The sequence below is a fragment of the Leptolyngbya boryana PCC 6306 genome, assembly GCF_000353285.1.
Taxonomy (GTDB): Bacteria; Cyanobacteriota; Cyanobacteriia; order Leptolyngbyales; family Leptolyngbyaceae; genus Leptolyngbya; species Leptolyngbya boryana.
Map to the genome: position 1 here is coordinate 5,940,333 of NZ_KB731324.1, position 26,921 is coordinate 5,967,253.

Consider the following 26,921-nt stretch of genomic DNA (forward strand, 5'->3'; position numbering starts at 1 on the left):
TCAAGTCCCCAAAAGCAAGGTCACGATCGTCATATTATGTAACCGAGTTGCCCCATACTCATGAAGTGGGGAAAGTTCTCCATAAGTATAAAAACCGCTACAAACTACTTCAGCAGGTAGACAATCTCGAATCAAATCGTATTCTTCTGTGACTCGACTGCCTAACAGTTTGAAGCGACAGTCACAGCTAAAAATTAAAGCGATCGTTGGATGGGGGCTGGGATAAGATTGGGTCGCTTGCTGAATCGCAGTTTTGCACGCAGCAAGAATATCTTCACGACCTGCAGTACTCACTTGGACGATCGAGTTTTCAGGCACATCTGCCAGACAGTGCACCTCTCCTGTTGTCTCATCAAATCCACTAAACCCCCGCAAGTAAAACTCAGGCTCTCCCGCTTCAAAAACTGCTAAAGGATTCTGGGGAACGGGATCTGCACCACCGAGTTGTTCACGAAAAAACGATAAAGCAGATTGCTCTCCAATCGTTACAACGCAATTGCCTCGCGCTTTGGTCACTTGGCTAGAGACGCTAATTGGCTCCCATCCATTGGCGATTCCATATGAAAATTTCAGCGCTGCACCAGAAAACAGCAGAATCGGAGCCGCGTCGGTCAATACTTCAGTCTTATAAAACTGGTAGGTCGCTTCAAACCGATAATTGTCAGTTGACATGCCGCCAAAGATCGGAAACTGTTCTCCTAATGCAGCTTGTAATCCCTTGAGAATCAGGGTTCCATTGGTTTTGATGCCTTCTGGGATGGTGATACAGAGTCGAGGTGGTTGAGCACCTGTTGCCTGTTCAACTGCCGATCGTGTGGCAGCGATCGCATCTTCACCAAGATTCCGCGCGACCCCGGCGCGGATTTCAATTTCATCTGAGCAAAAGAGCGTCAGCACGATCGAATCGTATTGAAATTGCAGCGTATCGGATAATTCTGCATCGCTTGTGCAGCCAATCAGTTCAAGGTTTGGAAAGGCTTGATCAATCTCTTGCAAAATCAAAGCGTGGTCAAAGTCGATCGCGGCAAATAACATGCCTGCATTCGGTGTTAATCCATTCAGTGCAGCTTGACATTGAGCAATGACTTCTGCAATGGCGCTGGAGGAATCTGGATCGTTACTGTGTCCGACAATCGCTTTCAGCATAGGGCTTCTCTAAGGTGAGATTTCCCCTAACATGCCCGATCGCGCAAATTAACCTAACAAAGGCATTTTACAGTTCGTTACCTTCAGTCGTTCGGTTCCAGCCACGTTTTAGACTTGTAAAGTCTCCCCGAATTGATTCGGATTTTTTATCGAAGTTGATATTCCTATGTTTCCAACTCATCGCCCTCGTCGGTTACGCACCCATCCTCAACTGCGCCGCATGGTGCGCGAAAATGTCCTAACAACGAGTGATTTGATCTATCCTTTGTTTGCCGTTCCAGGTGAAAGTGTGGCGACCGAAGTCAGATCAATGCCTGGCGTGTATCAATTATCGATCGATAAAATCGTTGAAGAAGCCAAAGAAGTCTACGACTTGGGCATTCCGTCGATTATCTTGTTTGGGATTCCAGCCGACAAAGATGTAGATGCCACTGGAGCATGGCACGACTGCGGAATTGTTCAGAAAGCAGCAACGGCGGTGAAAGAAGCGGTTCCAGAGTTGATTGTGATTGCAGATACTTGCTTGTGTGAGTATACTTCGCACGGTCATTGTGGATTTTTGGAAGTCGGCGATTTAACAGGTCGCGTCTTAAATGATCCAACGTTGGACCTGTTGAAGAAAGTTGCGGTTTCTCAAGCCAAAGCTGGAGCCGATATCATTGCGCCTTCTGGAATGATGGATGGCTTCGTTGCTGCGATTCGGGAAGGATTGGATGAAGCAGGATTCCAGGATATTCCGATTCTGTCTTATGCCGCGAAGTATGCCTCGGCTTACTATGGCCCATTCCGCGATGCCGCAGAATCAACTCCGCAATTTGGCGATCGCCGCACATACCAGATGGATCCGGGCAATGCACGCGAAGCAATTAAAGAGATCGAACTGGACATTGCCGAAGGAGCAGATATGCTCATGGTGAAGCCTGCTCTAGCCTACATGGACATCATTCATCAAGTGAAGCAAGCCTGCAATCTTCCGGTCGCTGCCTACAATGTGTCGGGCGAGTATGCAATGGTGAAAGCAGCAGCGCTGAATGGATGGATTGATGAGGAACGGGTGGTGATGGAAACCTTGCTCAGCTTTAAGCGCGCGGGTGCAGATTTAATTCTCACCTATCATGCGAAAGATGCTGCGCGTTGGTTAGGAGCGTAGTCTAATGGGGAATCGGGGCATGGAGAAGTTTCCCGACTCCCCTACTTCCGACGATCGCGCCTCTGCCGAAACCAATCCCGCAACTGCTCCCGACAAGGTGCTTCTAAAATTCCACCTAACACGGTTAAGCGATGGTTTGACGCTGGACTATCCGGCAGATTCAATACAGTTCTGACCGCTCCTGCTTTTGGATCATCCGCACCATAGACTAACAATCCTAAGCGCGCTAGCACGATCGCACCCGCACACATTGGGCAAGGCTCCAGAGTGACATACAGTGTACAGTCTTCTAAATGCCAACTGTTTAACACCTGTCCTGCCTGCCTTAACGCCAAAACTTCGGCATGAGCCGTCGGATCACGATCGCGTTCTCGCCGATTTTCGCCTTCTGCGATCACCGTATCGCCTCGCACAATTACTGCCCCTACTGGCACTTCTCCTGCATTTCCCGCCTGTTCTGCAAGTTCTAGCGATCGCTGCATCCAATTGCGATGGCGAAGATATTCAGGATGATCAATCTCAGGGGGGGCAATCCGGAACGGCATACAGTTTAAAGACTTGATTTTGTCTCGTTTCAGTGTGGGCGAATCTGTAAAGAAATGCCAAAATAATTGGATAGGTTTTAATGGAACTCAATGGCATTTAATCCTGACCGTGCAAATTTCCTTCATACCGATGCAGAAGCGAATGATGCGAATGCGCTCCTTCGTTATCTCCAGCATCAACCTCCGGAAGTTTTAGAACGTGTTGCGCGTACCGTTAGCCCACAAGTCAAACAAATCGTTTCGCACAACGTTCAAGGCTTAGTCGGTGTCCTACCCAGTGACGGCTTCAACGTCAAAATTACCACCGATCGCGAAAATCTCGCAGGACTGCTCGCCTCTGCCATGCTGACAGGCTACTTCTTGCGCCAAATGGAACAGCGCATGGAACTCGAAGATCAAATCGGCGACCTTTAAATCGATCGCCCTATCCTCTCTAGTTCTATCGCTTCGGAAATGCTCCTGGGCGGACTTGCAACGTTTCGGTCTTGCCGCCGCGCTTCACCTCAATTCCAAGCGGCGTTCCGATGCGGCTACCTTCCACTTGTGCTTGTACATCTGAAGACGTTTTGACAGGCGTACCATTGATCTTCTGAACGATGTCGCCTGGTTTCAGCCCCCCTTGCGCGGCTGGAGAATTTTCTGCAACTCGGGCAATAAATATGCCCTGCTCCTCAGTCACCTGAGTCTTGCCATCCAATTCTTTATTCAGTTCATCCCGAATCGCAGCACTGAGATCAATCATTTGAATTCCAAGATAGGGATGATCGACGCTGCCTTTGGTGAAAAGCTGTTCTGCAACGCGCTGAGCCGTTTCAATCGGAATCGCAAATCCTAGCCCTTGAGCGTCGGCTCGAATTGCCGTATTGATCCCAATCACTTCTCCGCGATCGTTGAGTAACGGACCACCCGAATTGCCGGGATTGATCGCTGCATCGGTTTGAATAAAACTGACTCGCTTGTCGGAAACGCCCACTTCTCGGCTCGATCGTCCGATCGCGCTAATAATTCCCGCCGTCACCGTGTTATCTAAGCCAAGGGGATTGCCAATCGCGATCGCCCATTGCCCCGGCAGAATTGATTTAGAATTGCCAAGCGTCACTGTGGGTAACTGATTCGCGTCAATCTTCACCGCCGCGACATCGGTTACAGGATCACTGCCAACGACTCGCCCTTCAAACGTACGCCCATCCTTCAGCGTCACTTCTACCGTATCCGTTCCATCGACCACATGCGCATTCGTTAACAATCGACCATCTGCGGTTAATAGGAAGCCTGAACCCGTTCCCCGCTCCACTCGATCTTCAGGCGCAGGGAGTTGGTCGCCAAAAAATCGCTTAAACACTGGATTACGCAAAGCTTCTGGCACATTGCTCGACACCCGTCGTACGGCATTAATTCGCACCACTGCGGGACCTGCACGATCGACAGCAGACGAAATAAAATTCTCATTATTTCTGCCATTCGCCGCAACGGAGACCGAACTCGGTGGAGCAAGCTGCACCTGAAACGGCTGTCCCTGACCGCGATTGACCAAATAATGATTGGCAACCAAACCCGCGCCGCCGCCGACCGTCAATAATGAAGCGGCGATCGCGACCTGTCTGAAGGAGAGAACCATAACTTAAGCGCAAAAAACAGTGACAATCCTAGTTTATCTTTGCCTTTCGATTACGGTGGCGATTTGTAAACAGGAGGCTTTGGTGTAGGCACGTTTTGAGATACACTCCTTTACATAAGCTGTGACTCAAAACCCTTTGAGAGCGCGGTAACCCAGTGATTTAGAAATTAAGGTTATGTCAAAGTATCGGTCTATTTTGGGACTCATTTGTTGTACTCTCCTAGCAATTGTGATGGTGGGATGTGGCGGACCGGCAGCGGTGAAGCCGACCTACACTCCCGACAGAATTGCTGAAATTCAGGGTCATACAGCGGACTTGCAGCAGTTAACTGAGCGATTGCCCGAATTGCAAGAGTTAATTCAGAAAGAAGATTTCATTTTCGCGCGCAATTTCATTCATGGGCCTTTGGGAGAAATGCGCATCCTGATGGGTCGCATTTCGACTGATTTGTTGCCAAAAGAGCAAAAAGCTGCACGGGATCTCGCAAAACAGATCGCGAATGATTTGGTTGAGATCGACCAAGCATCTGCAGAAAATAACTACAAAGTCGCTGTTCGCTACTATGGAGAAACGGTGAAAGACGTGGAATCATTCTATAAATTGATTCCGCAAGGTTAAGGCTTAAGGCGGAGAATGAAAAGTGTGATTTCTCCGCCTTAATCATTTATGAAAGTGACGATCGCAGGTTGTGGTGTAGTTGGCGCTACGATCGCTTATGAACTGAGCCAAGTTCCAGACCTCGAGATTACGGTTGTAGACGCGCAGCCGACCCCAATTCAAGCCGATGTGAAAGAGTGCCCAAGCTCGACAGGGGCAGCGCTCGGCGTTTTGATGGGTGCAATTAGTAAAAAAGAAAAAGGTCGCAATTTGAGAATGCGACTGTTTGGAATTCAGTACTATAACCACTTAGTTCCTCAATTAGCAGAATTAACCGGACGATCCATTCTGTTTAATCGTCAGGGAATTTTGATGCTGCAATTTCCAGAAGATGATTTGACCGTCTGGAATCGTTTGATTGAAGTGCGGCGCAACCAGGATTTACCGTTAGAGCTTTGGGATCGAGAACGGTTGAATGCAGAGTTTCCGTTTTTACAGCAAGCCAGTGCTGCGGTTTATTCACCGAGCGATCGACAAATTCATCCGATCGCACTCACTCAAGCTTTGATTGAAGGCGCAAAAATGCGCGGTGTAGCCTTCAAGTTTGGAGCAAAAGTACTGGGGATGCAAGGGCACCAGACTCAAACTTCTGAAGGCTCGATCGACTCGGACTATCTTGTAATTTCAGCAGGAATTGGATCGCGTGAGATTTCAGCCGTTGATATTCGTCCTGTCTTAGGACAAGCGATTCATCTACGCTTACCTCAACCGCTAAGTAATTCAGATTTGCCTGTAATCACAGGGAATGATGTGCATATTGTCCCACTTGGAAATGCTGAATACTGGGTCGGTGCAACCGTTGAGTTTCCAACAGAATCAGGAGAAGTGTTGCCGCCCGATCGAGAAATGTTTGATGCGGTGATGAAGCAAGCGATCGCGTTTTGTCCAAATCTCAAAGGGGCGGAAGTTGTGCGATCGTGGTTTGGGTTGCGTCCGCGTCCGCAGGGTCGTCCGGCCCCAGTGATTGAAGAAGTTCAGCCCAATGTTTTACTCGCATCTGGACATTATCGAAATGGAGTATTGCTTGCCCCTGCAACCGCAGAGCAAGTCAAAGCAAAAATTCTACAAATTGATTCATCTATATAATCTCGACAGGCAGTAATACTGAATCTGAACAGCAGGTTTCGATGCTCCAGCTTTACACATTCAATCAACCTTTACCGAAAGAGCTAAACTGACACGCCTTACCTGATTCCCCTTTTCCACAGACGTACAGTTTGGAGACTACGCCAAACCCAAGACACCATCGAGCGATTTCTCAATCCTCAATTACAATCAGTTGCTTAATCATCTGTAACGAATTCGGCGGAGTTGACGCGCAAATCGGGCAACACACTGCGGTAAGGTGAAGAATAGTCACTTGATAAGCTCGTACCAACTTTCCGTTAATTATGTCCTCAACTGTTTCTAGCCCAACTCGTACTATTCGGATTGCTTCACGCAAAAGTCAGCTTGCTTTAGTTCAGACTTATTGGGTGCAGGAGCAGTTACAGAAAGCTTTTCCTCAACACACGTTTGAAGTTCATACGATGAACACTCAAGGCGACAAGATCCTTGATGTGGCATTGGCGAAAATTGGGGACAAAGGTTTATTTACCAAAGAACTTGAAGATGGAATGCTCAATGGCACAACCGATTTCGCAGTGCATTCCTTGAAAGATTTGCCGACTCGATTGCCCCAAGGGTTGATGCTAGGTTGCGTGACGGAACGCGAAGACCCCGCAGATGCTTTGGTCGTCCATGAAAAGCACAAGGATAAAGACTTAGCATCGTTACCCGAAGGTTCAGTGATTGGAACTTCTTCACTGCGGCGGCTAGCACAATTGCGGCATCACTATCCACATCTCAGCTTCAAAGATGTGCGTGGAAATGTGATCACGCGATTGGCAAAGTTGGATTCGGGTGAGTATGATGCGCTGATTTTGGCGGCGGCAGGATTGAATCGGTTGGATTTAAGCGATCGTATTCATCAACTCATTCCATCTGACATCTCGCTTCATGCCGTTGGACAAGGTGCATTAGGCATTGAATGTCGTGAAGGCGATACTGAGATTCTTGAAATTCTCAAAGTGCTAGAACACCAGCCCACTGCTTATCGGTGCTATGCAGAGCGGGCTTTCTTGCGAGAACTAGAAGGCGGCTGTCAGGTTCCGATCGGTGTCAATACCAAGATTGAAGGCGACACACTCACCTTGACCGGAATTGTTGCTAGCTTAGATGGCAAAAAGCTTGTGAAAGATAGCGTTTCTGGTGCGGCAGTCGATGCTGAGAAATTAGGAACCGAACTGGCTCACCGAGCAAAAGAGCAAGGCGCACAAGAAATTCTCAACGATATCTTTGCCACAATTAATCGCGGCTAACCCACAATTGCTGCACTAGTGTACTTGAGCGATCGCATCCCTTCTAGATCAGTCTGAGAGGAATGCGATCGCTTTGGTCTGTTGGTATGATGCGCTGATTCAGTTTGTTCAATCTTAGCAACATGAGGTGGACTGAGTGTCTGGCTCGGCATCAAACCTTGCAGGCGTTTTTGGCAAATCGGTGATCGCGATTAACACGCTCCATCAAGTTTTCCTAAATTATTCACTGAATGTAGACTAATAGTAATCCAAGATATTTCTATACCCCGGTTGAATTAACGGTTTTAGCCTGCGGGAGATTACTGAGTTAGTATTACGTAAAATTGTTTTGTTATTACAAAGTCTTCGTCAGAATACTGCTAAATCTAAGCAAAATTAGCTAGGGTAAATCGTCAGTCGCAAGCAAAATTGACTTGAACTATGACGATCGATGAAACTCGAAACTCAGTGAGAACGCGCCTTGGAATTGTCGCCCTAAATTCCACAGGCTATCTTGATGCGATATTGACTTGTCTTGAATCCGAAGAAATTGCAGTCCCGCTTAAACACGGAGACGATCACGATCGCATCAATGCTGCAAAAGTCGATCGTGTCTTCACTCCAACCTCCGAAGCAGGCTGGATGAGTCGAGGCTTCAAACCTTCTACGAGTCATGAGCCTGCGGTTATTTCTTTTACATCTGGAACTGAAGGCAAACCAAAAGGCGTTTTACTGACCCACGGCAATTTGGCAGAAGTCGTTAGCCGACTCAATGGCTTGATGCAGGTCACTGATGAGATTCGGGAGTATATTGGCGTTCCGGTCTATCATTCTTTCGGATTTGGGCGAGCAAGAGCGATCTCATCGGTTGGAGGACAGCTTTACTTACCGGAAACAGGCTTCAATCCAGCTGAAATCGGTGCGATGCTGAAACGCGGTGAGATTAACGCGATTTCAGCGGTTCCGAGTCTGTGGCGAGTGTTATTGGCAAATTCAGATTTGATTGGGAATGCGGGCAGACGTGTGCGCTGGATCGAGATTGGAAGCCAGTATATGAGCCGACAGGAAAAAGAAGCCATGAAAGCTCTCTTTCCAGAGGCGCGGATTGTTCAGCATTACGGCTTAACTGAGGCTTCTCGAACAACATTACTCGAACTGCATAACGCTGAGGGAGAAGCACTCGAATCCGTTGGCAAAGCGATCGGCTCGGTTGAGGTGCAGTTAACCGAAGATGGGCGGATTGCCATTCGAGGAGAGCATGTAGCGCAGACTTATCTGATCGAAGGAGAAGAAGCCCCGATTCCAGATGCAGACGGATGGCTGATCACAAAAGATTTAGGAAGTTTGGAGCATGGACTGCTGTATTACAAAGGCAGAGCCGATGATGTGATTAACTGTGGAGGGCTGAAAGTTCATCCAGAAGCCCTTGAGACAAAGCTCTATGAAAAAATTGGGTATACAACCGGGCTGGCAATTTGTCGTAAACCAGATCCAGTACGGGGAGAAGGTTTTTTGGTCGCCGTGACTCCGGCAGTGACGATCGATAAATCTCAACTTCGAGACGCTGTGTTAGAAGCAACTCAAGAGTTTGGCGTCAATGCAGGCAATGCGATCGCAATTGTCGAACTCGATGAACTTCCAAAAACAGCAACCGGAAAAGTGCAACGCCGACAACTTGCAGACTGGTATACTCAGCAGACACCAACCGCGACTGTCGAAACAGTCGATCCGAAGCGGAAAAATTACATTGAATCCGCGTTCTGTCGGTTGTTGAACTTGCGGCATCTTCAGCCTGAAGATACGTTTATCTCACTGGGTGGAGATTCGTTGTCGTATGTGCAACTCGCGATGGAACTGGAGCGGCATCTAGGCTACTTGCCACAAGGCTGGGAGCATCTGTCAATCGCCCAGTTAGAAACACTCACACCTGAGAAAAAGGCGTTCAGCCCGATTGAAACTAATATCATTTTGAGAGCGATCGCGATCTTCGTCGTCGTTGCCGATCACGCGGGGCTCATGAATTTCTCTGGGGGCGCATTCCTACTCTTGATGATCGCAGGAGCCAACCTCGCTCGATTTCAATCTGAAGCCTTGGTGCAAGGGCGACTCGTTCAACCCATTCTCTCCCTGCTCCGCAACCTGGTCACGCCTTATCTCATCATTTCCCTCAGCTATCAACTCTGGAAACGGGACTTCGACTTGAGTGTGCTCTTCTTATTCAGTAACTTTGTGAATCCAGAAGTCTCTGCGATTTTCCCAGTGTGGTTTGTCAGTGTGTTAGTCCAAATCATTCTGCTTTTCTCGTTACTGTTCACCCTCAAACCTCTGAGACAATTTGCACGAGTCTCTCCTTGGGAATTTGGATTAGCGACCCTAGTTATCGGAATTATTGCCAAGCTTGGAGTAGGCGCGGTTTGGAATACTGCTCACTTGTATGACCGACTGCCCCACATGCTACTTTGGATGTTCTCGATGGGTTGGATCATTCAGTTCGCTCACACCAAACAACAAAAAGCAGTCTCAACAAGTCTACTCTGGGCACTGGTTCCAATCTTAACTCGTCTGAGCTATGCCTATATCAGTTACACCTATGCCGTGTGGATGGTGCTCGGAGGCACATTACTGCTCTGGATTCCTACCGTTCCAATTCCTCAATTCATCAAATCGCCACTCCAAACTGTTGGAGCCGCAACCTACTATATCTATCTGTTCCACATGATCCTTATCCATATCGTCAGTACTGTCGGACATACCGAGAATCCCTGGGTGAATACAGTTGCAGGTATCTTCGGCGGAATTGCAGTGTGGGCAGGAGTTCAAACCGTACAGTCCTTTCTGGCAAATCGGCGATCGACTCAAGCTGAGATCGATGCAACTGCCCTATAAAATCCGCATGCGGATTCTGTGTCAACCAGAAGAATTGTTTAGCGGGTTGGCAGAATCGCCCCTTAAGATAAGAAAGCTGAGTTTGGGAACATCATATGGCGGGTCGGATTCCAGTGGTCGTCAATGGAGCGACCGGAAAAATGGGGCGGGAAATTATTAAAGCCGTCTCGCAGTCGCCGGATATGAATTTAATCGGCGCACTGGCGAAAAATCCCAAATATCTCGGAGAAGATATCGGTGAAGTCATTGGTTGCGGAGCATTGGAAGTCCCCGTGACCAACGAATATGAATCGATGATGGCAATGCTCTCTCAAGAAAAAGAGTTGGGAGTCGTCGTGGATGTGACTCACCCCGATGCTGTGTATAACAATGTCAGATCCGCGATCGCGTATGGGGTACGTCCTGTTGTCGGAACCACCGGACTGAGTGCGGGACAGATTCAAGAATTAGCAGAATTTGCAGATAAGGCAAGTACGGGCTGTTTGATCGTGCCCAATTTCTCGATCGGGGTTGTGCTGATGCAGCAAGCTGCAATTCAAGCTTCTCAGTATTTCGATCATGTTGAAATTATTGAACTTCATCATAATCAAAAAGCAGATGCACCGAGCGGAACAGCAGTTCAAACGGCGCAGATGCTCGCAGAACTGGGTAAGACTTACAATGAGCCGCTTGTGCATGAAACCGAAAAGATCACAGGCGCAAGAGGCGCACAGGCAGAAGAAGGCATTCGCATTCACAGTATTCGCCTGCCTGGGCTAGTCGCACATCAAGAAATCATCTTCGGTGCAGCAGGGCAAATTTATACCTTGAGGCATGACGCAACCGATCGCACGTGCTACATGCCTGGCGTGTTGCTCTCGATTCGGAAAGTGATTTCGTTGAAGTCTTTGGTCTATGGATTGGAAAAGATTATCTAGCTTGCGTTAGGTCAGGTTCCGGCTGCACTCAACTCGTAAAGATCTAGGATCTAGAAGGTTGAGCGCAGTCGAAACGCGAGAATAAACAGGTCTTTTCGACTTTAGCGATCGCATTGCCAAACTTTTAACCCACTCTCAACGCTGGTCACTAAGTAGCGACTGTTTTGACTAAATTGGACAGCTTGCCACAGTCCTTGACCTAAATCTGCTTGCCCAAGGCTATTTAACAATTGCCCCGTCTCTGCATCCCAAATTCTCAAAAGATTCTGGCGACGCGCATAATTTCGGTGTTTCGGATGGATATCAACTCGCTGATAGCCTGCGACAAACCATTGACCATCGGGGCTGAGCGCAGCGACATGTGGCGCGCCATCGGCTGGGTCAAGCTGAATTCGACAGCGGATCTCACCCGTTGCCACTTTGCGGATCCAGACCTGCCGACCCACGATCGTTGCAACACGCTGCCAATCTGGAGTCATGTCGAGCCATTGCTCATACGGTGTGAGCCAATTTAAGCTAAAGCGAGCTTCGCCCGTCTTTAAGCTAATGGCTTCGGGGCGCTGTTCGATCTTGAGCAAGCCTTTTCCACTCATGGCGACCGCAAGAATCGGAACATCAGTCAGACAAGGCAAGATGTGAGTATTTTCGCCTTGAGGCAGGTTCCAGATGCGTAAGCTGCGATCGCGTACCGTCAGATCCGCGCGACGACCTAGCCACTCATACTGATTGCAACCACTACTGACCACCATCTGCCCGTCTGCACTAATGGCGATCGCGGTAATTGGGCTGTGATGACCTTTGAGCGTCGTTAGTTCTTCCCCGGTGGCAACTTGCCAAACCTTGATCGTGCAATCCTGGCTTCCGGTGACTAAAGTCTTGCCATCCTGGCTCAGCGCCATTGCGGTAATTGGAGCGGTATGTCCTTGCAAGGAAAAGAGCCGCTGACCCGTGCGCCAATTCCAAATCTGCACCGTATTCGTGAGTTCAGATGGGCTAGTACGGGTAAGAGAACCAACGCTTAAAAGTGTTTTCCCATCAGGATGTAGCGCAATACGTCGCAAAGCATTGCCAGGATTCAAAGTTTGCAGAGCATGTAAAGTGGCTTTTCTAGTGGTGAAATCGGATTGTACTGTTTTCTTAAGAGATGGAGAGATGCGATCGCAATCCGGATCTCCTTCACGTAGCGGGTAGTCTACTGGATCAAACCAAACTCCAGCATCTTGAAACAAATCGGAGACTGAATCAGGAAGGCGATCCAACACAACAGGCATTTCTTCGATCGATGAGTCTTGGAACATAGCTTCTCACCAAGGGGGATCACCGCCAGTGTTCACTCTGAGTCTGATTCGCTCTACGGTGTTACTGATGAACTCTCGTTAAAGTTTTGATAAGGTCTAGCTAGATCTACGCAAAGGGTTTTAGATTTTTGGATTGGAAGGAACGTGATGAAAAAAAGCTGGTTGACGATCGCAGTTTTGACGAATTTATTGGCAGTCTCAGCGCGGGCAGAAAATTCGCAGCAACTTCAAGAATTTCGATCGACCAAGACCTGTTACGGTTGCGATCTCACAAACACGAGTTTGGCAAACCTCGATCTCAGTAATGCAAAGCTGATTAATACCTCATTGTTTGGCACAGATTTTAGAGGCACTAATCTCAGTGGAGCAAATCTCAGCGGGATTCAAGCCGGGGAACTGATCGTGAATGCGCGATCGAGTGAGCGCCGAATTAGTGACTTTTCAGGAGTGAATTTCACAGGAGCCGATATTAGTCGGGCTTCTTTGAGCCGAGCGATTCTCGCCCAAGCAAATTTTACAAATGCGTATCTGCTGAATACGGATTTTGGATCGGCTCGATTAGTAGGCGCAGTGTTTCAAGGCGCAACGTTAGGCAACACATTCTTTGGTGGAGCAGATTTGACAGGTGCGAACTTCACAAATCAACCGTTGGTTGGGGTGTATCTCAGAAATGCTCGATTAGACAATGCTCAACTCGCAGGAGTCAGGTTTGATTCGAGCGATTTGACCAATGCGGTGTTTAGAAATGCTGATTTGCGCGGAGCTAGTTTTACAAGTACAACGATCGCGAATGCTGATTTTTCGGGTGCAAGACTCGATTCGGACACGGTCGCTCAACTGTGTCAGACAGCAGGCGGCTCGAATACCTTGACGAACACTGATACTCGGGTGAGTTTAGGCTGTCGCTAGGCTGATAAACTGACAACAGCAAATCGATTTTTTGTCCTGATCTGACTCGCCCGTAAGCAAGCAGGCATGAGCAGATGAGGATGAGATCGCCTTATTTTTGTCAGTGTACTTGGATTGAGAGAACGTGTATTTATTAATTCCTGCGGCAGGTTCAGGGCAGCGCATGGGCAGCGCGTGGCAACGCCAGAACAAAGCTCCCCGCAACAAATTACTGCTTGATCTTTTGGGAAAGCCGATTCTTGCCTGGACACTGCTTGCCGCAGAAGCATCTCAAACGATTACTTGGATTGGCATCATCGGACAGCCGTTCGATTGGGATGACTTCAAAGAGATCGTGCAATCTCTGAAGTTGACCAAGCCTGTTCACTTTATTCAAGGCGGGACAACTCGCCAAGAATCGGTTTACAACGGACTTCAAGCCCTGCCGCCCGAAGCAGAACAGGTGCTCATTCACGATGGCGCGCGATGCTTAGCAACTCCAGAACTGTTCGATCGCTGTACAGAAGCCTTGCAAACCTGTGATGGATTGGTTGCAGCAATTCCTGTCAAAGACACGATTAAGGTCGTCTCAGAGGGTCTAGTTGCCTCGACTCCAGAGCGATCGCAATTGTGGGCAGCCCAAACTCCGCAAGGATTTTCGGTGCCCTTGTTGAAAAAATGTCATTTAGAAGGACGCACTCAAGGCTGGGAAGTCACAGACGATGCAGCGTTATTTGAACAGTGTCAACTGCCTGTGCAAATTCTTCCAGGAGAAGAGACGAATTTGAAAGTCACAACGCCAATGGATTTAGCAATTGCGGAATTTATCCTGCGTCAACGGGATTAGCGGCAAACATCGCCTCAATCGTCTTGCCCAATTGGTGTAAGTCGGTTAGCTCGATCGCTTGAACTCGTCCCGAGTCGATTAAAGGAATCGCGCGATCGTCAGTTGGTTCTCCTCGCAAGCCTGCCGTAATCAAATCCGCTGCACGTCCACTGCCTGAAATCACAATCAAAGGTCGCTGCTGAACCGTGACATTTTGCAAAGCATCTTCCCAAGTGATCTCGCCACCATTTAACAAAACCGTCACAGAGGGTGCCGACTGCGCAATCTCGGATGCTGCTGCTGCTAACCAGGATGATTCATCGCCCCAATTTGATCCTGGAACGAGTAGGAAATGAGAATGATGTGGCTCTAAGGGTGCAGCATGTTCCGAGTCGATTCCTTGACCCGGTAAAGTTGCTAGTCCCACCGGGGCGATTCCCATCAGCGGAAATGTTCCTTGAATCTGCTGCCGTGCTCGACCCATTAACTGCATGACACCCGTATCCGTTCCACCATCGACGATCGCTGCTTGCCATTTTTGAGCGATCGGGGCAAGAACTTTTACAAACAGTTGCTGTATCAGTTCATAATCAGCAGCACTAATCTTACTGGCTCCGCCAATCACCACCAGCACTGGACGATTGACAGAGATAGACATATCAGCGATCGCTGCTTTCATCTCCTGCAATGATTGCACGGTCGCGATCGCAGCTTCGTGACTTTGAAATTTCACAACAAAGGGGGTTGACATTTCAAAATTTTAGCTTCAAAACAAATATTCAAGCTCTTGGCAAAGGTAAAAAGACGGTAAATTTTGATCCCACCCCGACTTTCGAGTCTACCTCGATCGTACCCCCATGCAGTTCCACTAATTGCTTAGTCAATGCCAGTCCTAATCCTGTCCCTTCATATTTGCGATGGTAGGATGCATCCAATTGTTTAAATTTTTGAAACAGCAGCGATCGCTGCTCAGCAGGAATTCCAATGCCTGTGTCCTCGACTTGCAGAATCGCTGTAGTGCTACTCACTCGCACACGCATGGTCACTTGTCCCTTCTCTGGTGTGAATTTGATGGCATTACTTAGCAGATTGAGGCAGATTTGTTGCACCCGCAGCGGGTCAGCTTGAAATCGAAAATCACGGGATGTTCGCTCTCCCGGTGGTAACAGTTCGAGCGACAATGCGACTTGTTTCGCATCAGCTTTTCCCTGCACCAGTTGAATCGACTGTTGAGCCAATTTTGATAGAGAAACCTCTTTGCATTCCAAAATCATTTTTCCGGCTTCAACTTCCGAGAGATCTAGCAAATCATTGATCAAAGCCAGCAGGTGTTCGCCTCGTTCTTGAATGATTTGTAAGTATTCAATCTGTTTTTGAGGCGTGAGAATGTAGTTGGTATCTTGGAACGCGCGAATCAGCGTGGCTGCCATTCCCAAAATTGTCGTCAGCGGAGTGCGAAGCTCATGGCTCATCGTCGAGAGAAATTCAGACTTGGCAAGGCTAGCCGATTCGGCTGCAATTAATGTGTCTCGCAGTTCTTGAGTGCGATCGATAATTTGCTGCTCTAAGGTATTTTTTTGCTGTTGCAGTTCGCTGTAGAGTTTGGATTGATAAATTGCGATCGCTAAATGTTCAGCAATTCGCTGGAGTAGAATTTTTTCGCGCTCCAGCCATTGTCGCGGATGCTGACATTGATGCACGATTAGCAGTCCCCAGAGTTCCTCTTGAACCATGATCGGCGTGACAAGTTCAGCTTGAATTGAAATGGCAGTAGGCTCATCGAGTAAAGACGCGACCGTTGAACTCTTGGATTTTGTGCTGTTGGCTGCCCAAGTTACAGAATCGCTGTGGCGTTTTTGCAAGTGCTTCAGGCTCGCTGCACTGTACTCATTCATCAAATTGAGAATAGACGGAATTCTATCGCTGCTACGCGCTTCATAAGTAATGCCATCCAGATTTGGCACAGTCGGATCGGCTGTGAGAACTTCGCCATCGATCAGGCAAGAAGGTGCCGGAAAATTGAACTGGTAAATGATCACGCGATCGGCTTCGAGAAACTCACGCACTTGATGCACTGCCGTTTCTAAGATCACGGGCAGATTTAAACTGTGGCGAATCAGGGTCGTGACTTGATTGATCAAGCGTTCTTGTTCAACTTGATGCTGAATTGAAGGGTGCGCAGAGTGAGCAAAAAGTTTAATCAGATTTAAGGTGAATTCGCTTTGATGATCGCTTTGATTTTCTTGCAGCAGGAACGGCAAAGCATAATTGATTTCTTCTAAAAAAGCCGAAATTTGGTCAGGCGAGAACGTGAGATGCAACTGACAGTAATCGGCATCGATCGCATCAGCTTGAATGAGTGCACTAAAGCTCGGTGAAGCTGCCAGGAAAAACCGTTTGGGAGCCTGATTTTCAGTCAGAACGATCGCATCTGTTCCAACTGTAGCTTGTAGCAGATCTACTACTTGGTGAAATATTGCCCAAGACAGGAGTTGACCGACAGAATGAGTTCGGGAGCTTGTCATATCCGGGGAGCGGGCGCAGAGGGTGGTAAAGGAGAGATCGCATCCAAAAAAGAATGCCGCGATCTCTATGAGCCTTTCTTTTATTATTAATCTGAATTTGAATGCACTGGAATTTGTAACGCTCTAGTTTATTAGGCAAAGGTATATCTCTGCAATTCTATATAAGTCTTAATATCTGCCCATCTTTCAAGAGGCAGAGATGGCAAAGCTGAAGGAGTCACGATAGAGTGAAAAGCTGATAATACTGTGTGATTTTTATGCATCGGATTGCTGCAACTCCTGGCGGTTGGACTCCTGATCTAGAAGGGGTTGTCTTCATAGAACAGACTCCCGCGCCGATCGTCATCATGACGGCAGCGGATACGGATATTCAGACTTTAGCAGGGGCAATTTCGCAGTTGCCGACTCCCTTCCCCGAAGTCAGAGGCGTGAATCTGTTACAGCTTCAGCAGCAATTGACGATCGATACTTATGCCGAAGAAGTGTTAGAGCAGGCAAAAGTGATTGTGCTGCGAATTATTGGAGGGCGATCGTATTGGTCGTACGGACTAGAAGTCGTGCGTGAAACTGTGCGGCAGTCGGGGGCAACATTGATTGTCTTGCCCGGAGACGATCGACCGGATTTAGAGTTGATGAGCCATTCGACGGTTCCATTTACTCAAGTGGAACGGGTTTGGCGCTATTTCAATGAGGGAGGCGTTGAAAACTATCGCAATGTGATTCAGCTTTTGGCGCAGCGTTATCTGGATTTTGATCTCAATTCTTCGGTTGCCGAGCCTCAGCCTGTGCCGCGTGTGGGACTATATCGGGCGGGAGAAAGCTGCCCGTATCGCTCCGTATGTAGTCGGCGCAAGGTAGGAATTTTATTCTATCGGGCGCATTATTTGTCGGGTAACACGACGGTAATTGATGAATTGTCAAAAGCATTATGCGATCGCGATCTGTGTCCTGTTCCCGTCTTTGTATCTTCGTTACGCGATCCAGATGTTCAGAGTGAATTGCTGAGTTACTTTCAGCCGAAAGAGCAACCGTCAATTGATCTGTTGCTAAATACAACCAGTTTCTCGATCGCGTCGCCTTCTTCAACGGTGCCGGAACTTTGGCAAGCTTTAGATATTCCAGTGCTACAAGTGATTTTAAGTAGTGGCAGCGTTGAACAATGGAATGATCAATTACGAGGACTTTCGCCACGTGATACTGCGATCAATGTTGCGTTACCTGAAGTCGATGGACGAATTATTAGTCGAGCAATTTCGTTTAAATCGGTACAGTCGCGGCATCCAGAATTGCAGACTGAAGTAGTCACTTATCAAGCAGTTCGAGATCGAGTAGAGTTTGTCGCAGATCTAGCACAGAATTGGGTGAACTTGCGACGGAGTGAAAAATGCGATCGTAAAATTGCGCTGATTTTGGCAAACTATCCTAGCCGAGATGGGCGTTTAGCAAATGGTGTGGGACTAGATACGCCAGCAAGCTGTATTGAAATCCTCAAAGCCTTACAGAATGAGGGATATCACGTTGAAAACATTCCTGAAACTGGAGACGAGCTAGTAAAGTTACTAACCACAGGCGTAACGAATGATCCAGAAGCAAGAGAGCTACGCACCATTCATCAAGCATTACCTCTAGCAGAATACACAGCTTACTTTTCAACCTTGCCTGCATCGATTCAGCAATCTGTTTTGAATCGCTGGAATACTGCAACTGAATCATTTCCGATTCCAGGCATTCAACTTGGAAATGTATTTGTGGGCATTCAACCTGCGCGAGGCTATGATCTCGATCCTTCTTTGAACTATCATGCTCCGGATTTAGAACCGACTCATGCTTATCTAGCTTTCTACTATTGGGTGCGCCAGAGCTTTGGAGCAGAAGCGATCGTTCATGTCGGCAAGCACGGAAATTTAGAATGGTTACCAGGTAAAAGTGTAGCGCTCTCTGAGAATTGCTTTCCTGAAACTGCGATCGCGGCTTTACCTCACCTCTATCCCTTTATTGTCAATGATCCAGGCGAAGGCTCTCAAGCAAAACGTCGCGCTCAAGCTGTGATTTTAGATCATCTGACTCCCCCAATGACCCGTGCAGAGCTTTATGGGGATTTGCAAAAATTAGAAGCTTTAATTGATGAGTACTACGAAGCTCAAGATCTCAATCCTTCGCGATTAGAGCTAGTTCGCGATCGCATTGTCAACTTAGTAGAACAAGACAATCTTCAAAACGAGCTAGCAGGCGATTCTGATCTGATTACGAATACTGATCGCTATCTCTGTGAGTTAAAAGAAGCTCAGATTCGAGACGGACTACATATTTTTGGGAAATGCCCAGAGAATCGGCAGTTGAGAGATTTGATCATTGCGATCGCGCGTCATCCGCAAGCCAATCGGATGGGATTGACTCGTGCGATCGCAGAAGATTGGAACTTAGATTTTGATCCACTCACTGCTGATCCAAGCGATGCAGTTCCAGGCTATCAAAATGCTGGAGACGCGATCGAAGCAATCGAGCTTGAGGCAATTCGCTTAGTCGATCGCTTACTCGAAAATGACCTTGCAGAAGGACATATTTACACGGCAGAACTTAAGTGGATTCAGAGCTTTCTGCTTCCGGCTCTGCAAAATACGCATCAAGAAATTGGCTATCTCTTACATGGGTTGAATGGGGGCTATGTTCCGGCTGCTCCTTCTGGCGCACCAACTCGCGGACGACCTGAAGTTTTGCCAACCGGACGCAATTTTTACTCGGTTGATATTCGAGCAATTCCAACTGAAAGTGCTTGGCAAGTCGGGCGAAAAGCAGCAGAAGCGATCGTGGAACGCTACACCCAAGAGAACGGCGAATATCCTCGTACCCTTGGATTATCGATTTGGGGAACATCCACGATGCGAACGGGCGGCGATGACATTGCAGAAGCTCTCGCATTGCTTGGCGTTCAGCCAATTTGGGACGGCGTTTCTCGGCGAGTCGTCGATTTTGAAATTTTACCGCTCTCGTTTCTCGGTCGCCCCCGGGTCGATGTCACATTGCGAATTTCAGGTTTTTTCCGTGATGCATTTCCGAATTTGATTGATTTATTTGATCAAGCCGTTGCTGCGATCGCTCAACTCGATGAACCCGCTGATCAAAATCCACTCGCGGCTCAGGTCAAAGAAGAGACGCAAACCTGGGAAGCAACAGGTCTAACGACTGAGCAGGCAGATCGACGATCGCGACATCGCATCTTCGGCTCAAAACCAGGCGCATACGGGGCAGGATTGCAAGGATTGATTGAATCTCAGAATTGGGAAACTGAGGAAGATTTAGCACGAGCTTACATTAACTGGAGTAGTTATGCTTACATGAGTTCTAGTGTTGCTCAATCTGCTCCCGAAGCGTTCCAAAATCGATTGAATTCCATGCAAATTGTTCTACAAAATCAGGACAATCAAGAGCATGATTTACTCGATTCCGACGATTACTATCAGTTCCAAGGTGGACTGACAGCGGCAGTTCGGACAAGCCAAGGAAAGAACCCAACAACTTACTTCGGCGATCATTCACTCCCAGAAAATCCGAAGATACGATCGCTCAAACAACAAATTGCAAGAGTCTATCGATCGCGAGTTATCAATCCAAAATGGATTGCTGGAGCAATGCGACACGGTTACAAAGGGGCATTTGAGCTAGCTGCTACGATCGATTTTCTATTTGCGTATGATGCAACAGCTCACTGTGTTGAAGACTATATGTATCAGGGAGTTGCTGAGGCATATCTGTTTGATCAACAGGTTCAGGATTTTATTCAATCTAAGAATCCTTGGGCGCTGCGAGACATGGCAGAGCGATTATTAGAAGCGAATCAACGAGGCTTGTGGCAAAGTGCAGATGTGAAAACCTTGGAGCAACTAAAAGCGATCGTACTAGAAGCGGAAGGCACGATCGAAGCGCACATCAGCTAGGTTCAATCTGCCTTTAGAGGGTGGATTTGACCGCTCCCAATCTCAACAATCAAGCATATTGAGATGAGGGTTAAATGATGGCACGATCGCAAGTTCTTTGGTTGATTTGGGTGGGGTTTATTGTTTACGTCCTCTTCTTTGCCCCACCGACTGCAGCCGATACGTTTCAACCGTTACTCTCAGGACACTTGTTGTCGATCAATCCAGTTCTGATCGCAATGTTTAGTCTGGTTGGAATCTGGCTCTTGATCTACAGTTGCTTGATCTTTGTAGATGGAAGAATGCAATCGATACCTGCTTGGGCATTTATGCTAGCCGCGATCGCAACAGGTGTGATTGGTCTCATCCCATACTTAGCACTACGTCAGCCCAATCAATCATTTGAGGGTGAGAAAGATTCCTGGATTGCGATTCTCGATGCTCAGAAAACAGGCATCATTCTCACCATTAGCACTATCGTTTTAGTTGTTTATGCGATCGCTTGGGGAGATTGGACTGGATTTGCCCAAGAGTTTATGACGAACCGATTTGTGCATGGGATGACACTCGCAAATGGATTATTTTGCCTCCTATTTCCCTATCCGACGTTGCTAGAGGATGACATGGCACGACGCGGATTGACAGCGGATTCTCAGCTATCTCGGATTGCTTGGATTCCTCTATTGGGTGCGTTGGTTTACTTGTGCCTGCGTCCGCCAATGCTAGTTCATCGATCTCTGAGCCGCGACGCACTTTTGAAATAAAACATTGCAGCCAACGATTGAGGCAAGCTCCTCAACATCTGACTAACTCCAAGCAATACCAATGCGTACTCCACTTCCCAAGTTGTTACAGGTGTTTGACAAAGACTCTGCGGACAAAGGATATATGTGCAAAGTCTTTGTCCGCAGAGTCTTAAAATTGAGCACCGTTTCTAACTCCAAGGTTGGACGGAGAAAGAATCGGTTGAGCCTCAATGACTACAGTTGGTCTTCCTGGATCTGCTGCTCCTGGTAACTGACCAGGAAATGTTACATGCCTTCTAGCTTGCTGTTGGCATTCCCCATTGTCTGTACACCAATACGTAGGACTGCCATCCTTTGTACATTCAATGAAGTTGACTGACACTCTTTCACAGGTATATCCACCTTTCTTTAACTCGTCCATCTTCGTTCCACTTCCACCGTTGTTCGGCACAGCAAGTGAGGGCATAGCTAACCCAAGCGCCATCGGTAGAGCAAACAGTGCAAGTCCAGAGAGCAGATTCCTTGTGTTCATAGGGTTCTCCTTTTGTCTAGAGGCTGTACTAGTCCCTACGACTCTGTTTTTGATCTTATGCATCTCTCACTTCTATTTCTATCTCTCCTAAAACATCAACAATCTGTAGTTAGTTCTCTAGAGCAGATTTAGGACAGTTCTGAGCAGTCAGTGAGATGAGAGGTGAATGATGGAAGAATGCACTCGACACTTGCTTGGGCATTGATGCTGGCCGCGATCGCAATTGGTGTGATTGGTTGAATCACTTAGCACTGCATCCGCGCACTTGTAAAATATTTTTTGCAACCTAAAATCGATGGATGACCTGGGACTCGAACCCAGAACCAGCGGATTAAGAGTCAGCAAATAAAAATGCCTGTATCGCTTTGATACAGGCAGAAAATCAATAAATATAAGGCTTCTGGCTCTGAGCAAATGTACCAATAAATTGCGAAACACACCAAAAAACCGCCACAATTTAGGGAAGATTTAGGGAGGCGGCAGAGGTCGATCACTTCTCTGCATTGCCAGGTCATAAGCCCGTTGATGTACCTCATCAGAAATCCAGTGATGATAGGTGTTGCAGTGGATTTGATAGCTATGTCCCATCTGCACAGCTGCAAGCTCCACGGGTAGAAAGTCGATCGACCGCACTGCCCAACAATGACGCAAATTGTAAGGATTGCGAAAGCCGTAACGCTTAAATGCTTGCGTTACCCGATGCCCTAATTCTCGATTGTTCCGTCCTGTTACCTGTGGCAATAACGAGACATCCCACAAGCGCCACTTGTCCCACCATTCTGGGTAGAGTGCCCAGACCCTTCTTGCACCGGTCTTACCGCCTCCGTGGGTGTCTTCGATCAAGTGCAGAACCGGACCATCGCGCAGTTTTTCTAGGTCAATATGAAATAGTTCGTGATTCCGCAACCCATAGCAAGCCATCAGTCCGAATGCGAACTGCCATTGCTCATTTGAAATACGATCGCGCCATTGGCTAATTTCAATATCAGACGGCAAATCACGCGGTGTCAGTTTTTTGGCTGAATAGTTCCCCCGCAACGACTTCACATCCAGATCCACCGATGCCAACTTAGCTAGCGCACCCAGAACCATGCAGTAGCGCTGCCGATTGCGACTATCTGGCTCTGTCTTCAAAATGTGCGATCGCAATAATTCCGGTGTTAGCGGCTCATTCAGTGGTAGCTGTCGAAACACTTGTGCGTATTCAGTCTGCCAAGTGGTTTCAGACTTGGGTGTGCGCTTCCGTTTGCTGAAGTAATCAGCCTCAAACTGCTCGATCCACTTGCTAACGGTATCTGATTGTGATTTGGGGCTGTCTATCCAATCAAGCCAATTAAACGCTTTATCCGCCAGTTGTGCGCCTGCTTTTCTGGCTTCAATTTCTGCCCGCTTATAGCCTGCTGGATTGGCGTAGATACCCAACGATATATCACGTTGCTTCCATTCCGTCTCGCCTGACTTAGGTGGGAACGTACCGCGCAAATAGAGCCGATCGCCCTTCTGCCGAATGGTTACGCCGATCTTGCCTGCCTTGAGACGGGCATTTATTTGGTCAAGTAGCATTTTCTCTTTTCTGGCGGAGTGTTCAAAAGTTCCTCGCAGCGTTCCACATGAAACTGAAGGGTCGGACGCTTTGAGCCAATTGGAGAGATGTCGCGGAAATGATGCCCATGCTTAAACATTCCTGACCTGTACAATTCTCTCAGCTTCTCGGCAGGTAGGTCTAGCGCGATCGCGGCTTCGTTCGTCAAATACCAGGTCTTCATCATTCAATGTTTCATGAAATTAGTTAAGAGTTGGGTTAGGGCGGGCTATTACCGCCCTAAGAGTTGATGGATTAACGCCCAGTGCTTATTGAGAGCCGTTCAGGTTCGCACTCCGAAAGAGCCGTTAGGTTGCCCGTAGGATCTTTCACTACTAAACCGTCAGCAGCCCGAACAATCTCTTTCACGCGGATTATTGCCTTTGTCCGTTTATGAACGACGCAGCAACCAGCTTGCGCCCAACTGGGAATACGTTCATTAAGTGGAGCTTCAACTTCTTTCGCAGGAGTTGGTTCGGCTTGCTCAACAGGGGAATCTACTTGCTCTACGGAGTTAAAAGCCAGTCCCTTAATTCCTTTTTGGCGATGTCCAACGTCAACCAGTTTGCATTGAGGGAAAAGCTTCGAGAGCCTATTCCAAATCTGATTCGCGCCTTTGACATAGGAATCTCCAGGGCGCACATCTTCAGCCCAGATGCGACTCCCATTCCCATCAATCCTCAAAGTCTCGGTATCGATGTAAAACTGCTCAAGTTTTTCCCAGATTTCCTTAATTGGAACAATGGAGCCGCGATCTGGGGTTAATCCCGTTTCTTTCGCAAACTCAAACAGATGCGAATTGTGGATTCTAATTTCCTGCATCGCTTCGTCACAGCAAGAATAGTTGATGCCGTTCAGCAAAAGATCTTGAAATGCCGCAACCATCCGGTTCAGGAAAGCTGACAAAACGTTGTTTCTGAGAAAGTCTCGATCGTATTTGAACCGTGGATCTGCTTGAATTTCGCCTTTTGCGGGATCTGGGTTTGTTGCAAAAGTTTTATCGAAAGCAATTACGGCAAGCCTGCTATCGATAGCGTTCATACCTGCCTTGAGTGTGGGAATGTCGTTCAAATTAAATAAGAACACTGCTTTAGGATTGAACGGCTTTTCGTCAATTCCTTTCAGCTCAAAGACCAACTCTTCGCCTGTGATCGCCGTTTTAAGGCTTGGCAAATCATCTAGACTCACACCTTTACGGTTCTCTGATGCCCAGTTAATTCGAGAAGTCGCCAACTTTGCAAGAGGAAATTTTCTTCCAAAGTCGTACTGCTGAAAATCCTCCAAACTTGCTGACGTTAATCCGGTTCCACCAAAAACAGCGCTTACAGCTTCTCTGATCGTGTCCTTGCCGTTAGATCCAACTCCAATCGTCAGAAGTGCTTTGATGTTTCTGCCGTGGAACTTCCGAACCGTTTTAAGATCCATTGAAGCCGAAATCACCTTCATTAAAACGTTTTGTTGTGGCTGTTCCAATGCAGCCATCATGCGATCGCAGTCTTCAGAAGATGCCGATGGATCGTATGTTGCTTGTGGCTCATAGAGGTAGTAGAGGTCTGGAGTATGCGGAATCAATTTGAATTCCGCAACATTGCCGCGCTCACCTGTGTAGTTGATTTGCAAGACTCCATTTGTGCAGTTCAACCCACTCGGATTACAGTCCTCAAACGGAACTGCAAATTGAATCTTGACCCAATCCAAAGCGCTCCGAACTTGGCTTGGCGTTGCATATGGATAGACGTAAAAAACCTCCCCTTTTGACACTTTCTTTTCCTTGATCGTATCTGCAAGTCCTCGAATTCTTGCAAGCTCAACATCATCATCAGAATGCATGTAATGACTCCCTGTCCAACGATAAAGCTTGCCTGCAACGCAAATCCAGCGATCCTTCTTGTAAAGTGAATCGCTAACCATCTGAGGGAAGGTTTTGATTGCGTCGTCATCGTCATCATCTGATGAACTTGCCAACCGCAATCCTAGGGATTCTTGCAGCTTCAATGAGGCTTCAAGTCTTGCTTGGTTTCTTTCAGTTTCGAGCTTTTTCGAGATTGCTTTGAGTACCTTTTTTCCAAGCTTTGTCGAAGCTTGAATCTCACTGACCAACGATTCAGAGTCCAGCTCACTTAGATGCTCTATCGCAAGTGCCAGTAAGCCGTTAACGCATTCATCCCGTTTGGACACGTCCACAGCCTTGAGCGATTTAGCGATCGAGAACAGATACTCTTTCGTGGCGGATGCCACGCCAATTTCGGCAGGAAAAAGCTCTTTTAAGCACTGGGGAATCTCAATCGCAGGAGCGCTAGAAGAAAATGCGATCGCATTTTTGACAGCATCCTCAAAAGCTTCCTTTCCGCTTTGCGTTACTAAATCATCAAGTCCTTTTCCCTGAGAATGCTCCCACAGGACAATCCGTACCGAAACCCCTTCTTGAGCGCTCAAAAGCTCAGCGGCTTGTTTAACGGCGTAGCCTACAGATCTCATGGTTTCAGGCTTCTCATCACGATCAAGAGCGATGAAAAATTCTCTCCCAGGTTGGCTAAATCTTTTTAGCTCCGGGTTAACGATGTGCTTGCCGTCTTCCTGTTTTTTAGTCAGGCAGCTTGCCCCGTACAGAGCAATGGCAACATAACCCAAACTAATCGCGCAAAGCGCTTTTTTAGCGCCCTCGGTGAGAATGATCGGGATTTCTGGATTCTGCTCTACAAAATTCCAGAATGAACCTTCTAGGGGAATCTCAGCACCATTTCGATTGTTGATTATCTGACGAATAGATTCGGGGATTGGAGGTAGGTAAGCCTTTGAGCCGTTCCCTTTGGGAGCTAGATAGGGCTTGTTGTAGCGTTCTTTGTCTGCATTCCAAGTCTGATAGTTCAGTTTCGCTTGCCACGAAGAGCTATCTTCGTTGTGCATCAGTGCAGCAAAGAAAGACTCTCTCAAAGCGAATCCTGCTTGGGAATCGCTTTGCTTCCATCCCAAAAATTCAGCGATAGGATTTGCGACTGCCTCCCCGTGTTCAATCTGCATATCGCTGACAATTTGAACGACTGAGTTAAACAACTGCAAGTCAATTTTGCTGTCATTAACGAACTCTGTACGAATCCCTTCTGAAAACTCATCAAAGGTCTTGTATAAGACTCTTTTGGGTTTAGGCTGCTCAACGTGAGAAGTCTCAAGCTCTTGACGCTGAGCTAAGATTGAAGTATCTTGCATGTTAGTTTGAAAAGCTTCTCGAATACCCGTCAACGCCCCTGGAAAGTTTGTTGGCGGGTATTCGTTTGTCTGGGCAATTCCTCAGAATCGCCCTTGCCGATATGTTGGTCGGCTCCCGTTTGCTTGCATCGCGCAACAATCCAG

General features: G+C 47.7%; 22 protein-coding genes. 11 read left to right on the forward strand and 11 right to left on the reverse strand.

Annotation, left to right across the window (positions count from 1 at the left end):
- A complete protein-coding gene (locus tag LEPBO_RS0129630) occupies positions 1-1,146 on the reverse strand; it encodes an FIST signal transduction protein (protein ID WP_017291226.1) in 1,146 nt (381 codons plus the stop codon).
- 166 nt (positions 1,147-1,312) lie between these two features.
- Between LEPBO_RS0129630 and hemB the strand changes: the two genes are divergently transcribed.
- Positions 1,313-2,296, forward strand: coding sequence for a porphobilinogen synthase (gene hemB, locus LEPBO_RS0129635; RefSeq protein ID WP_017291227.1), 984 nt, complete (start codon positions 1,313-1,315; stop codon positions 2,294-2,296).
- 41 nt (positions 2,297-2,337) lie between these two features.
- Here the strand turns inward: hemB and tadA are convergent, their stop codons facing one another.
- Positions 2,338-2,841 (reverse strand): tRNA adenosine(34) deaminase TadA, encoded by a 504-nt coding sequence (gene tadA, locus LEPBO_RS0129640; protein WP_017291228.1) that lies wholly within the window; start codon positions 2,839-2,841, stop codon positions 2,338-2,340.
- A 90-nt stretch (positions 2,842-2,931) separates the two neighbouring features.
- Here tadA and LEPBO_RS0129645 point away from each other — a divergent pair, with 90 nt between their 5' ends.
- Entirely contained in the window at positions 2,932-3,255 is a 324-nt protein-coding gene (locus LEPBO_RS0129645; RefSeq protein WP_017291229.1) for a DUF760 domain-containing protein, read from the forward strand.
- A 25-nt stretch (positions 3,256-3,280) separates the two neighbouring features.
- On the opposite strand, the gene LEPBO_RS0129650 is transcribed toward LEPBO_RS0129645, so the two are convergent.
- Positions 3,281-4,459, reverse strand: coding sequence for an HhoA/HhoB/HtrA family serine endopeptidase (locus LEPBO_RS0129650; RefSeq protein ID WP_017291230.1), 1,179 nt, complete (start codon positions 4,457-4,459; stop codon positions 3,281-3,283).
- Between the two features lie 175 nt (positions 4,460-4,634).
- On the opposite strand from LEPBO_RS0129650, the gene psbQ reads away from it, so the two are divergent.
- The 3 genes from psbQ to hemC all read left to right on the forward strand — a co-directional run bounded on the left by psbQ (position 4,635) and on the right by hemC (position 7,477).
- Complete coding sequence (psbQ, locus tag LEPBO_RS0129655) at positions 4,635-5,078, forward strand: photosystem II protein PsbQ (protein WP_017291231.1); 444 nt, start codon at positions 4,635-4,637, stop codon at positions 5,076-5,078.
- Positions 5,079-5,126: 48 nt separating this feature from the next.
- The gene (locus tag LEPBO_RS0129660) at positions 5,127-6,203 is read left to right on the forward strand and encodes an NAD(P)/FAD-dependent oxidoreductase (RefSeq protein ID WP_017291232.1); all 1,077 of its coding nucleotides are present in this window, start codon (positions 5,127-5,129) and stop codon (positions 6,201-6,203) included.
- 305 nt (positions 6,204-6,508) lie between these two features.
- Positions 6,509-7,477: a hydroxymethylbilane synthase gene (gene hemC, locus LEPBO_RS0129665; protein ID WP_017291233.1), complete on the forward strand. Its 969-nt coding sequence runs from the start codon at positions 6,509-6,511 to the stop codon at positions 7,475-7,477.
- On the opposite strand, the gene LEPBO_RS43060 is transcribed toward hemC, so the two are convergent.
- Complete coding sequence (locus LEPBO_RS43060; protein WP_017291234.1) at positions 7,474-7,629, reverse strand: hypothetical protein; 156 nt, start codon at positions 7,627-7,629, stop codon at positions 7,474-7,476. The genes hemC and LEPBO_RS43060 overlap by 4 nt on opposite strands.
- Before the next feature lie 268 nt (positions 7,630-7,897).
- On the opposite strand from LEPBO_RS43060, the gene LEPBO_RS0129675 reads away from it, so the two are divergent.
- A complete protein-coding gene (locus tag LEPBO_RS0129675; RefSeq protein WP_017291235.1) occupies positions 7,898-10,342 on the forward strand; it encodes an AMP-binding protein in 2,445 nt (814 codons plus the stop codon).
- Between the two features lie 95 nt (positions 10,343-10,437).
- Positions 10,438-11,259, forward strand: coding sequence for a 4-hydroxy-tetrahydrodipicolinate reductase (gene dapB / locus LEPBO_RS0129680; protein ID WP_017291236.1), 822 nt, complete (start codon positions 10,438-10,440; stop codon positions 11,257-11,259).
- A gap of 101 nt (positions 11,260-11,360) precedes the next feature.
- On the opposite strand, the gene LEPBO_RS0129685 is transcribed toward dapB, so the two are convergent.
- Positions 11,361-12,557 (reverse strand): WD40 repeat domain-containing protein, encoded by a 1,197-nt coding sequence (locus tag LEPBO_RS0129685; RefSeq protein WP_017291237.1) that lies wholly within the window; start codon positions 12,555-12,557, stop codon positions 11,361-11,363.
- Between the two features lie 147 nt (positions 12,558-12,704).
- Here LEPBO_RS0129685 and LEPBO_RS0129690 point away from each other — a divergent pair, with 147 nt between their 5' ends.
- Positions 12,705-13,466, forward strand: coding sequence for a pentapeptide repeat-containing protein (locus tag LEPBO_RS0129690; RefSeq protein WP_017291238.1), 762 nt, complete (start codon positions 12,705-12,707; stop codon positions 13,464-13,466).
- Positions 13,467-13,590: 124 nt separating this feature from the next.
- Positions 13,591-14,292, forward strand: a complete 702-nt coding sequence (ispD, locus tag LEPBO_RS0129695) for a 2-C-methyl-D-erythritol 4-phosphate cytidylyltransferase (protein ID WP_017291239.1) — start codon at positions 13,591-13,593, stop codon at positions 14,290-14,292.
- Here ispD and LEPBO_RS0129700 read toward each other — a convergent pair.
- Together LEPBO_RS0129700 and LEPBO_RS38670 are read right to left on the reverse strand one after the other, a co-directional pair.
- A complete protein-coding gene (locus LEPBO_RS0129700) occupies positions 14,270-15,022 on the reverse strand; it encodes a hypothetical protein (protein WP_017291240.1) in 753 nt (250 codons plus the stop codon). The genes ispD and LEPBO_RS0129700 overlap by 23 nt on opposite strands.
- A gap of 28 nt (positions 15,023-15,050) precedes the next feature.
- Positions 15,051-16,796, reverse strand: coding sequence for a sensor histidine kinase (locus tag LEPBO_RS38670; RefSeq protein ID WP_017291241.1), 1,746 nt, complete (start codon positions 16,794-16,796; stop codon positions 15,051-15,053).
- A gap of 257 nt (positions 16,797-17,053) precedes the next feature.
- Here LEPBO_RS38670 and cobN point away from each other — a divergent pair, with 257 nt between their 5' ends.
- Complete coding sequence (gene cobN, locus LEPBO_RS0129710) at positions 17,054-20,731, forward strand: cobaltochelatase subunit CobN (protein ID WP_017291242.1); 3,678 nt, start codon at positions 17,054-17,056, stop codon at positions 20,729-20,731.
- 74 nt (positions 20,732-20,805) lie between these two features.
- A complete protein-coding gene (locus tag LEPBO_RS0129715; protein ID WP_199323808.1) occupies positions 20,806-21,474 on the forward strand; it encodes a hypothetical protein in 669 nt (222 codons plus the stop codon).
- Positions 21,475-21,625: 151 nt separating this feature from the next.
- Here the strand turns inward: LEPBO_RS0129715 and LEPBO_RS0129720 are convergent, their stop codons facing one another.
- The 4 genes from LEPBO_RS0129720 to LEPBO_RS0129735 form a co-directional block, all read right to left on the reverse strand.
- Positions 21,626-21,988, reverse strand: a complete 363-nt coding sequence (locus tag LEPBO_RS0129720) for a hypothetical protein (RefSeq protein WP_144056292.1) — start codon at positions 21,986-21,988, stop codon at positions 21,626-21,628.
- Positions 21,989-22,456: 468 nt separating this feature from the next.
- Positions 22,457-23,551, reverse strand: coding sequence for a site-specific integrase (locus tag LEPBO_RS0129725; protein ID WP_017291245.1), 1,095 nt, complete (start codon positions 23,549-23,551; stop codon positions 22,457-22,459).
- A complete protein-coding gene (locus LEPBO_RS0129730) occupies positions 23,533-23,757 on the reverse strand; it encodes a hypothetical protein (RefSeq protein ID WP_017291246.1) in 225 nt (74 codons plus the stop codon). Before LEPBO_RS0129730 ends, LEPBO_RS0129725 begins: the two co-directional genes overlap by 19 nt.
- 68 nt (positions 23,758-23,825) lie before the next feature.
- Entirely contained in the window at positions 23,826-26,777 is a 2,952-nt protein-coding gene (locus LEPBO_RS0129735) for a DUF3854 domain-containing protein (RefSeq protein ID WP_017291247.1), read from the reverse strand.
- Positions 26,778-26,921: the final 144 nt, after the last annotated feature.

Excerpts from the sequence above, each read along its gene's own strand:
- LEPBO_RS0129730 (WP_017291246.1), bottom strand. The coding sequence starts at position 23,757 with ATGATGAAGACCTGGTATTTGACGAACGAAGCCGCGATCGCGCTAGAC.
- LEPBO_RS0129690 (WP_017291238.1), top strand. The coding sequence starts at position 12,705 with ATGAAAAAAAGCTGGTTGACGATCGCAGTTTTGACGAATTTATTGGCA.
- hemC (WP_017291233.1), top strand. The coding sequence starts at position 6,509 with ATGTCCTCAACTGTTTCTAGCCCAACTCGTACTATTCGGATTGCTTCA.
- LEPBO_RS0129725 (WP_017291245.1), bottom strand. The coding sequence starts at position 23,551 with ATGCTACTTGACCAAATAAATGCCCGTCTCAAGGCAGGCAAGATCGGC.
- dapB (WP_017291236.1), top strand. The coding sequence starts at position 10,438 with ATGGCGGGTCGGATTCCAGTGGTCGTCAATGGAGCGACCGGAAAAATG.
- cobN (WP_017291242.1), top strand. The coding sequence starts at position 17,054 with ATGCATCGGATTGCTGCAACTCCTGGCGGTTGGACTCCTGATCTAGAA.
- hemB (WP_017291227.1), top strand. The coding sequence starts at position 1,313 with ATGTTTCCAACTCATCGCCCTCGTCGGTTACGCACCCATCCTCAACTG.
- LEPBO_RS0129650 (WP_017291230.1), bottom strand. The coding sequence starts at position 4,459 with ATGGTTCTCTCCTTCAGACAGGTCGCGATCGCCGCTTCATTATTGACG.
- LEPBO_RS0129735 (WP_017291247.1), bottom strand. The coding sequence starts at position 26,777 with ATGCAAGATACTTCAATCTTAGCTCAGCGTCAAGAGCTTGAGACTTCT.
- LEPBO_RS0129675 (WP_017291235.1), top strand. The coding sequence starts at position 7,898 with ATGACGATCGATGAAACTCGAAACTCAGTGAGAACGCGCCTTGGAATT.
- tadA (WP_017291228.1), bottom strand. The coding sequence starts at position 2,841 with ATGCCGTTCCGGATTGCCCCCCCTGAGATTGATCATCCTGAATATCTT.
- LEPBO_RS38670 (WP_017291241.1), bottom strand. The coding sequence starts at position 16,796 with ATGACAAGCTCCCGAACTCATTCTGTCGGTCAACTCCTGTCTTGGGCA.
- LEPBO_RS0129630 (WP_017291226.1), bottom strand. The coding sequence starts at position 1,146 with ATGCTGAAAGCGATTGTCGGACACAGTAACGATCCAGATTCCTCCAGC.
- LEPBO_RS0129715 (WP_199323808.1), top strand. The coding sequence starts at position 20,806 with ATGATGGCACGATCGCAAGTTCTTTGGTTGATTTGGGTGGGGTTTATT.
- LEPBO_RS0129700 (WP_017291240.1), bottom strand. The coding sequence starts at position 15,022 with ATGTCAACCCCCTTTGTTGTGAAATTTCAAAGTCACGAAGCTGCGATC.
- LEPBO_RS0129645 (WP_017291229.1), top strand. The coding sequence starts at position 2,932 with ATGGCATTTAATCCTGACCGTGCAAATTTCCTTCATACCGATGCAGAA.
- LEPBO_RS0129685 (WP_017291237.1), bottom strand. The coding sequence starts at position 12,557 with ATGTTCCAAGACTCATCGATCGAAGAAATGCCTGTTGTGTTGGATCGC.
- LEPBO_RS0129660 (WP_017291232.1), top strand. The coding sequence starts at position 5,127 with ATGAAAGTGACGATCGCAGGTTGTGGTGTAGTTGGCGCTACGATCGCT.
- LEPBO_RS0129720 (WP_144056292.1), bottom strand. The coding sequence starts at position 21,988 with ATGAACACAAGGAATCTGCTCTCTGGACTTGCACTGTTTGCTCTACCG.
- psbQ (WP_017291231.1), top strand. The coding sequence starts at position 4,635 with ATGTCAAAGTATCGGTCTATTTTGGGACTCATTTGTTGTACTCTCCTA.
- LEPBO_RS43060 (WP_017291234.1), bottom strand. The coding sequence starts at position 7,629 with ATGCCGAGCCAGACACTCAGTCCACCTCATGTTGCTAAGATTGAACAA.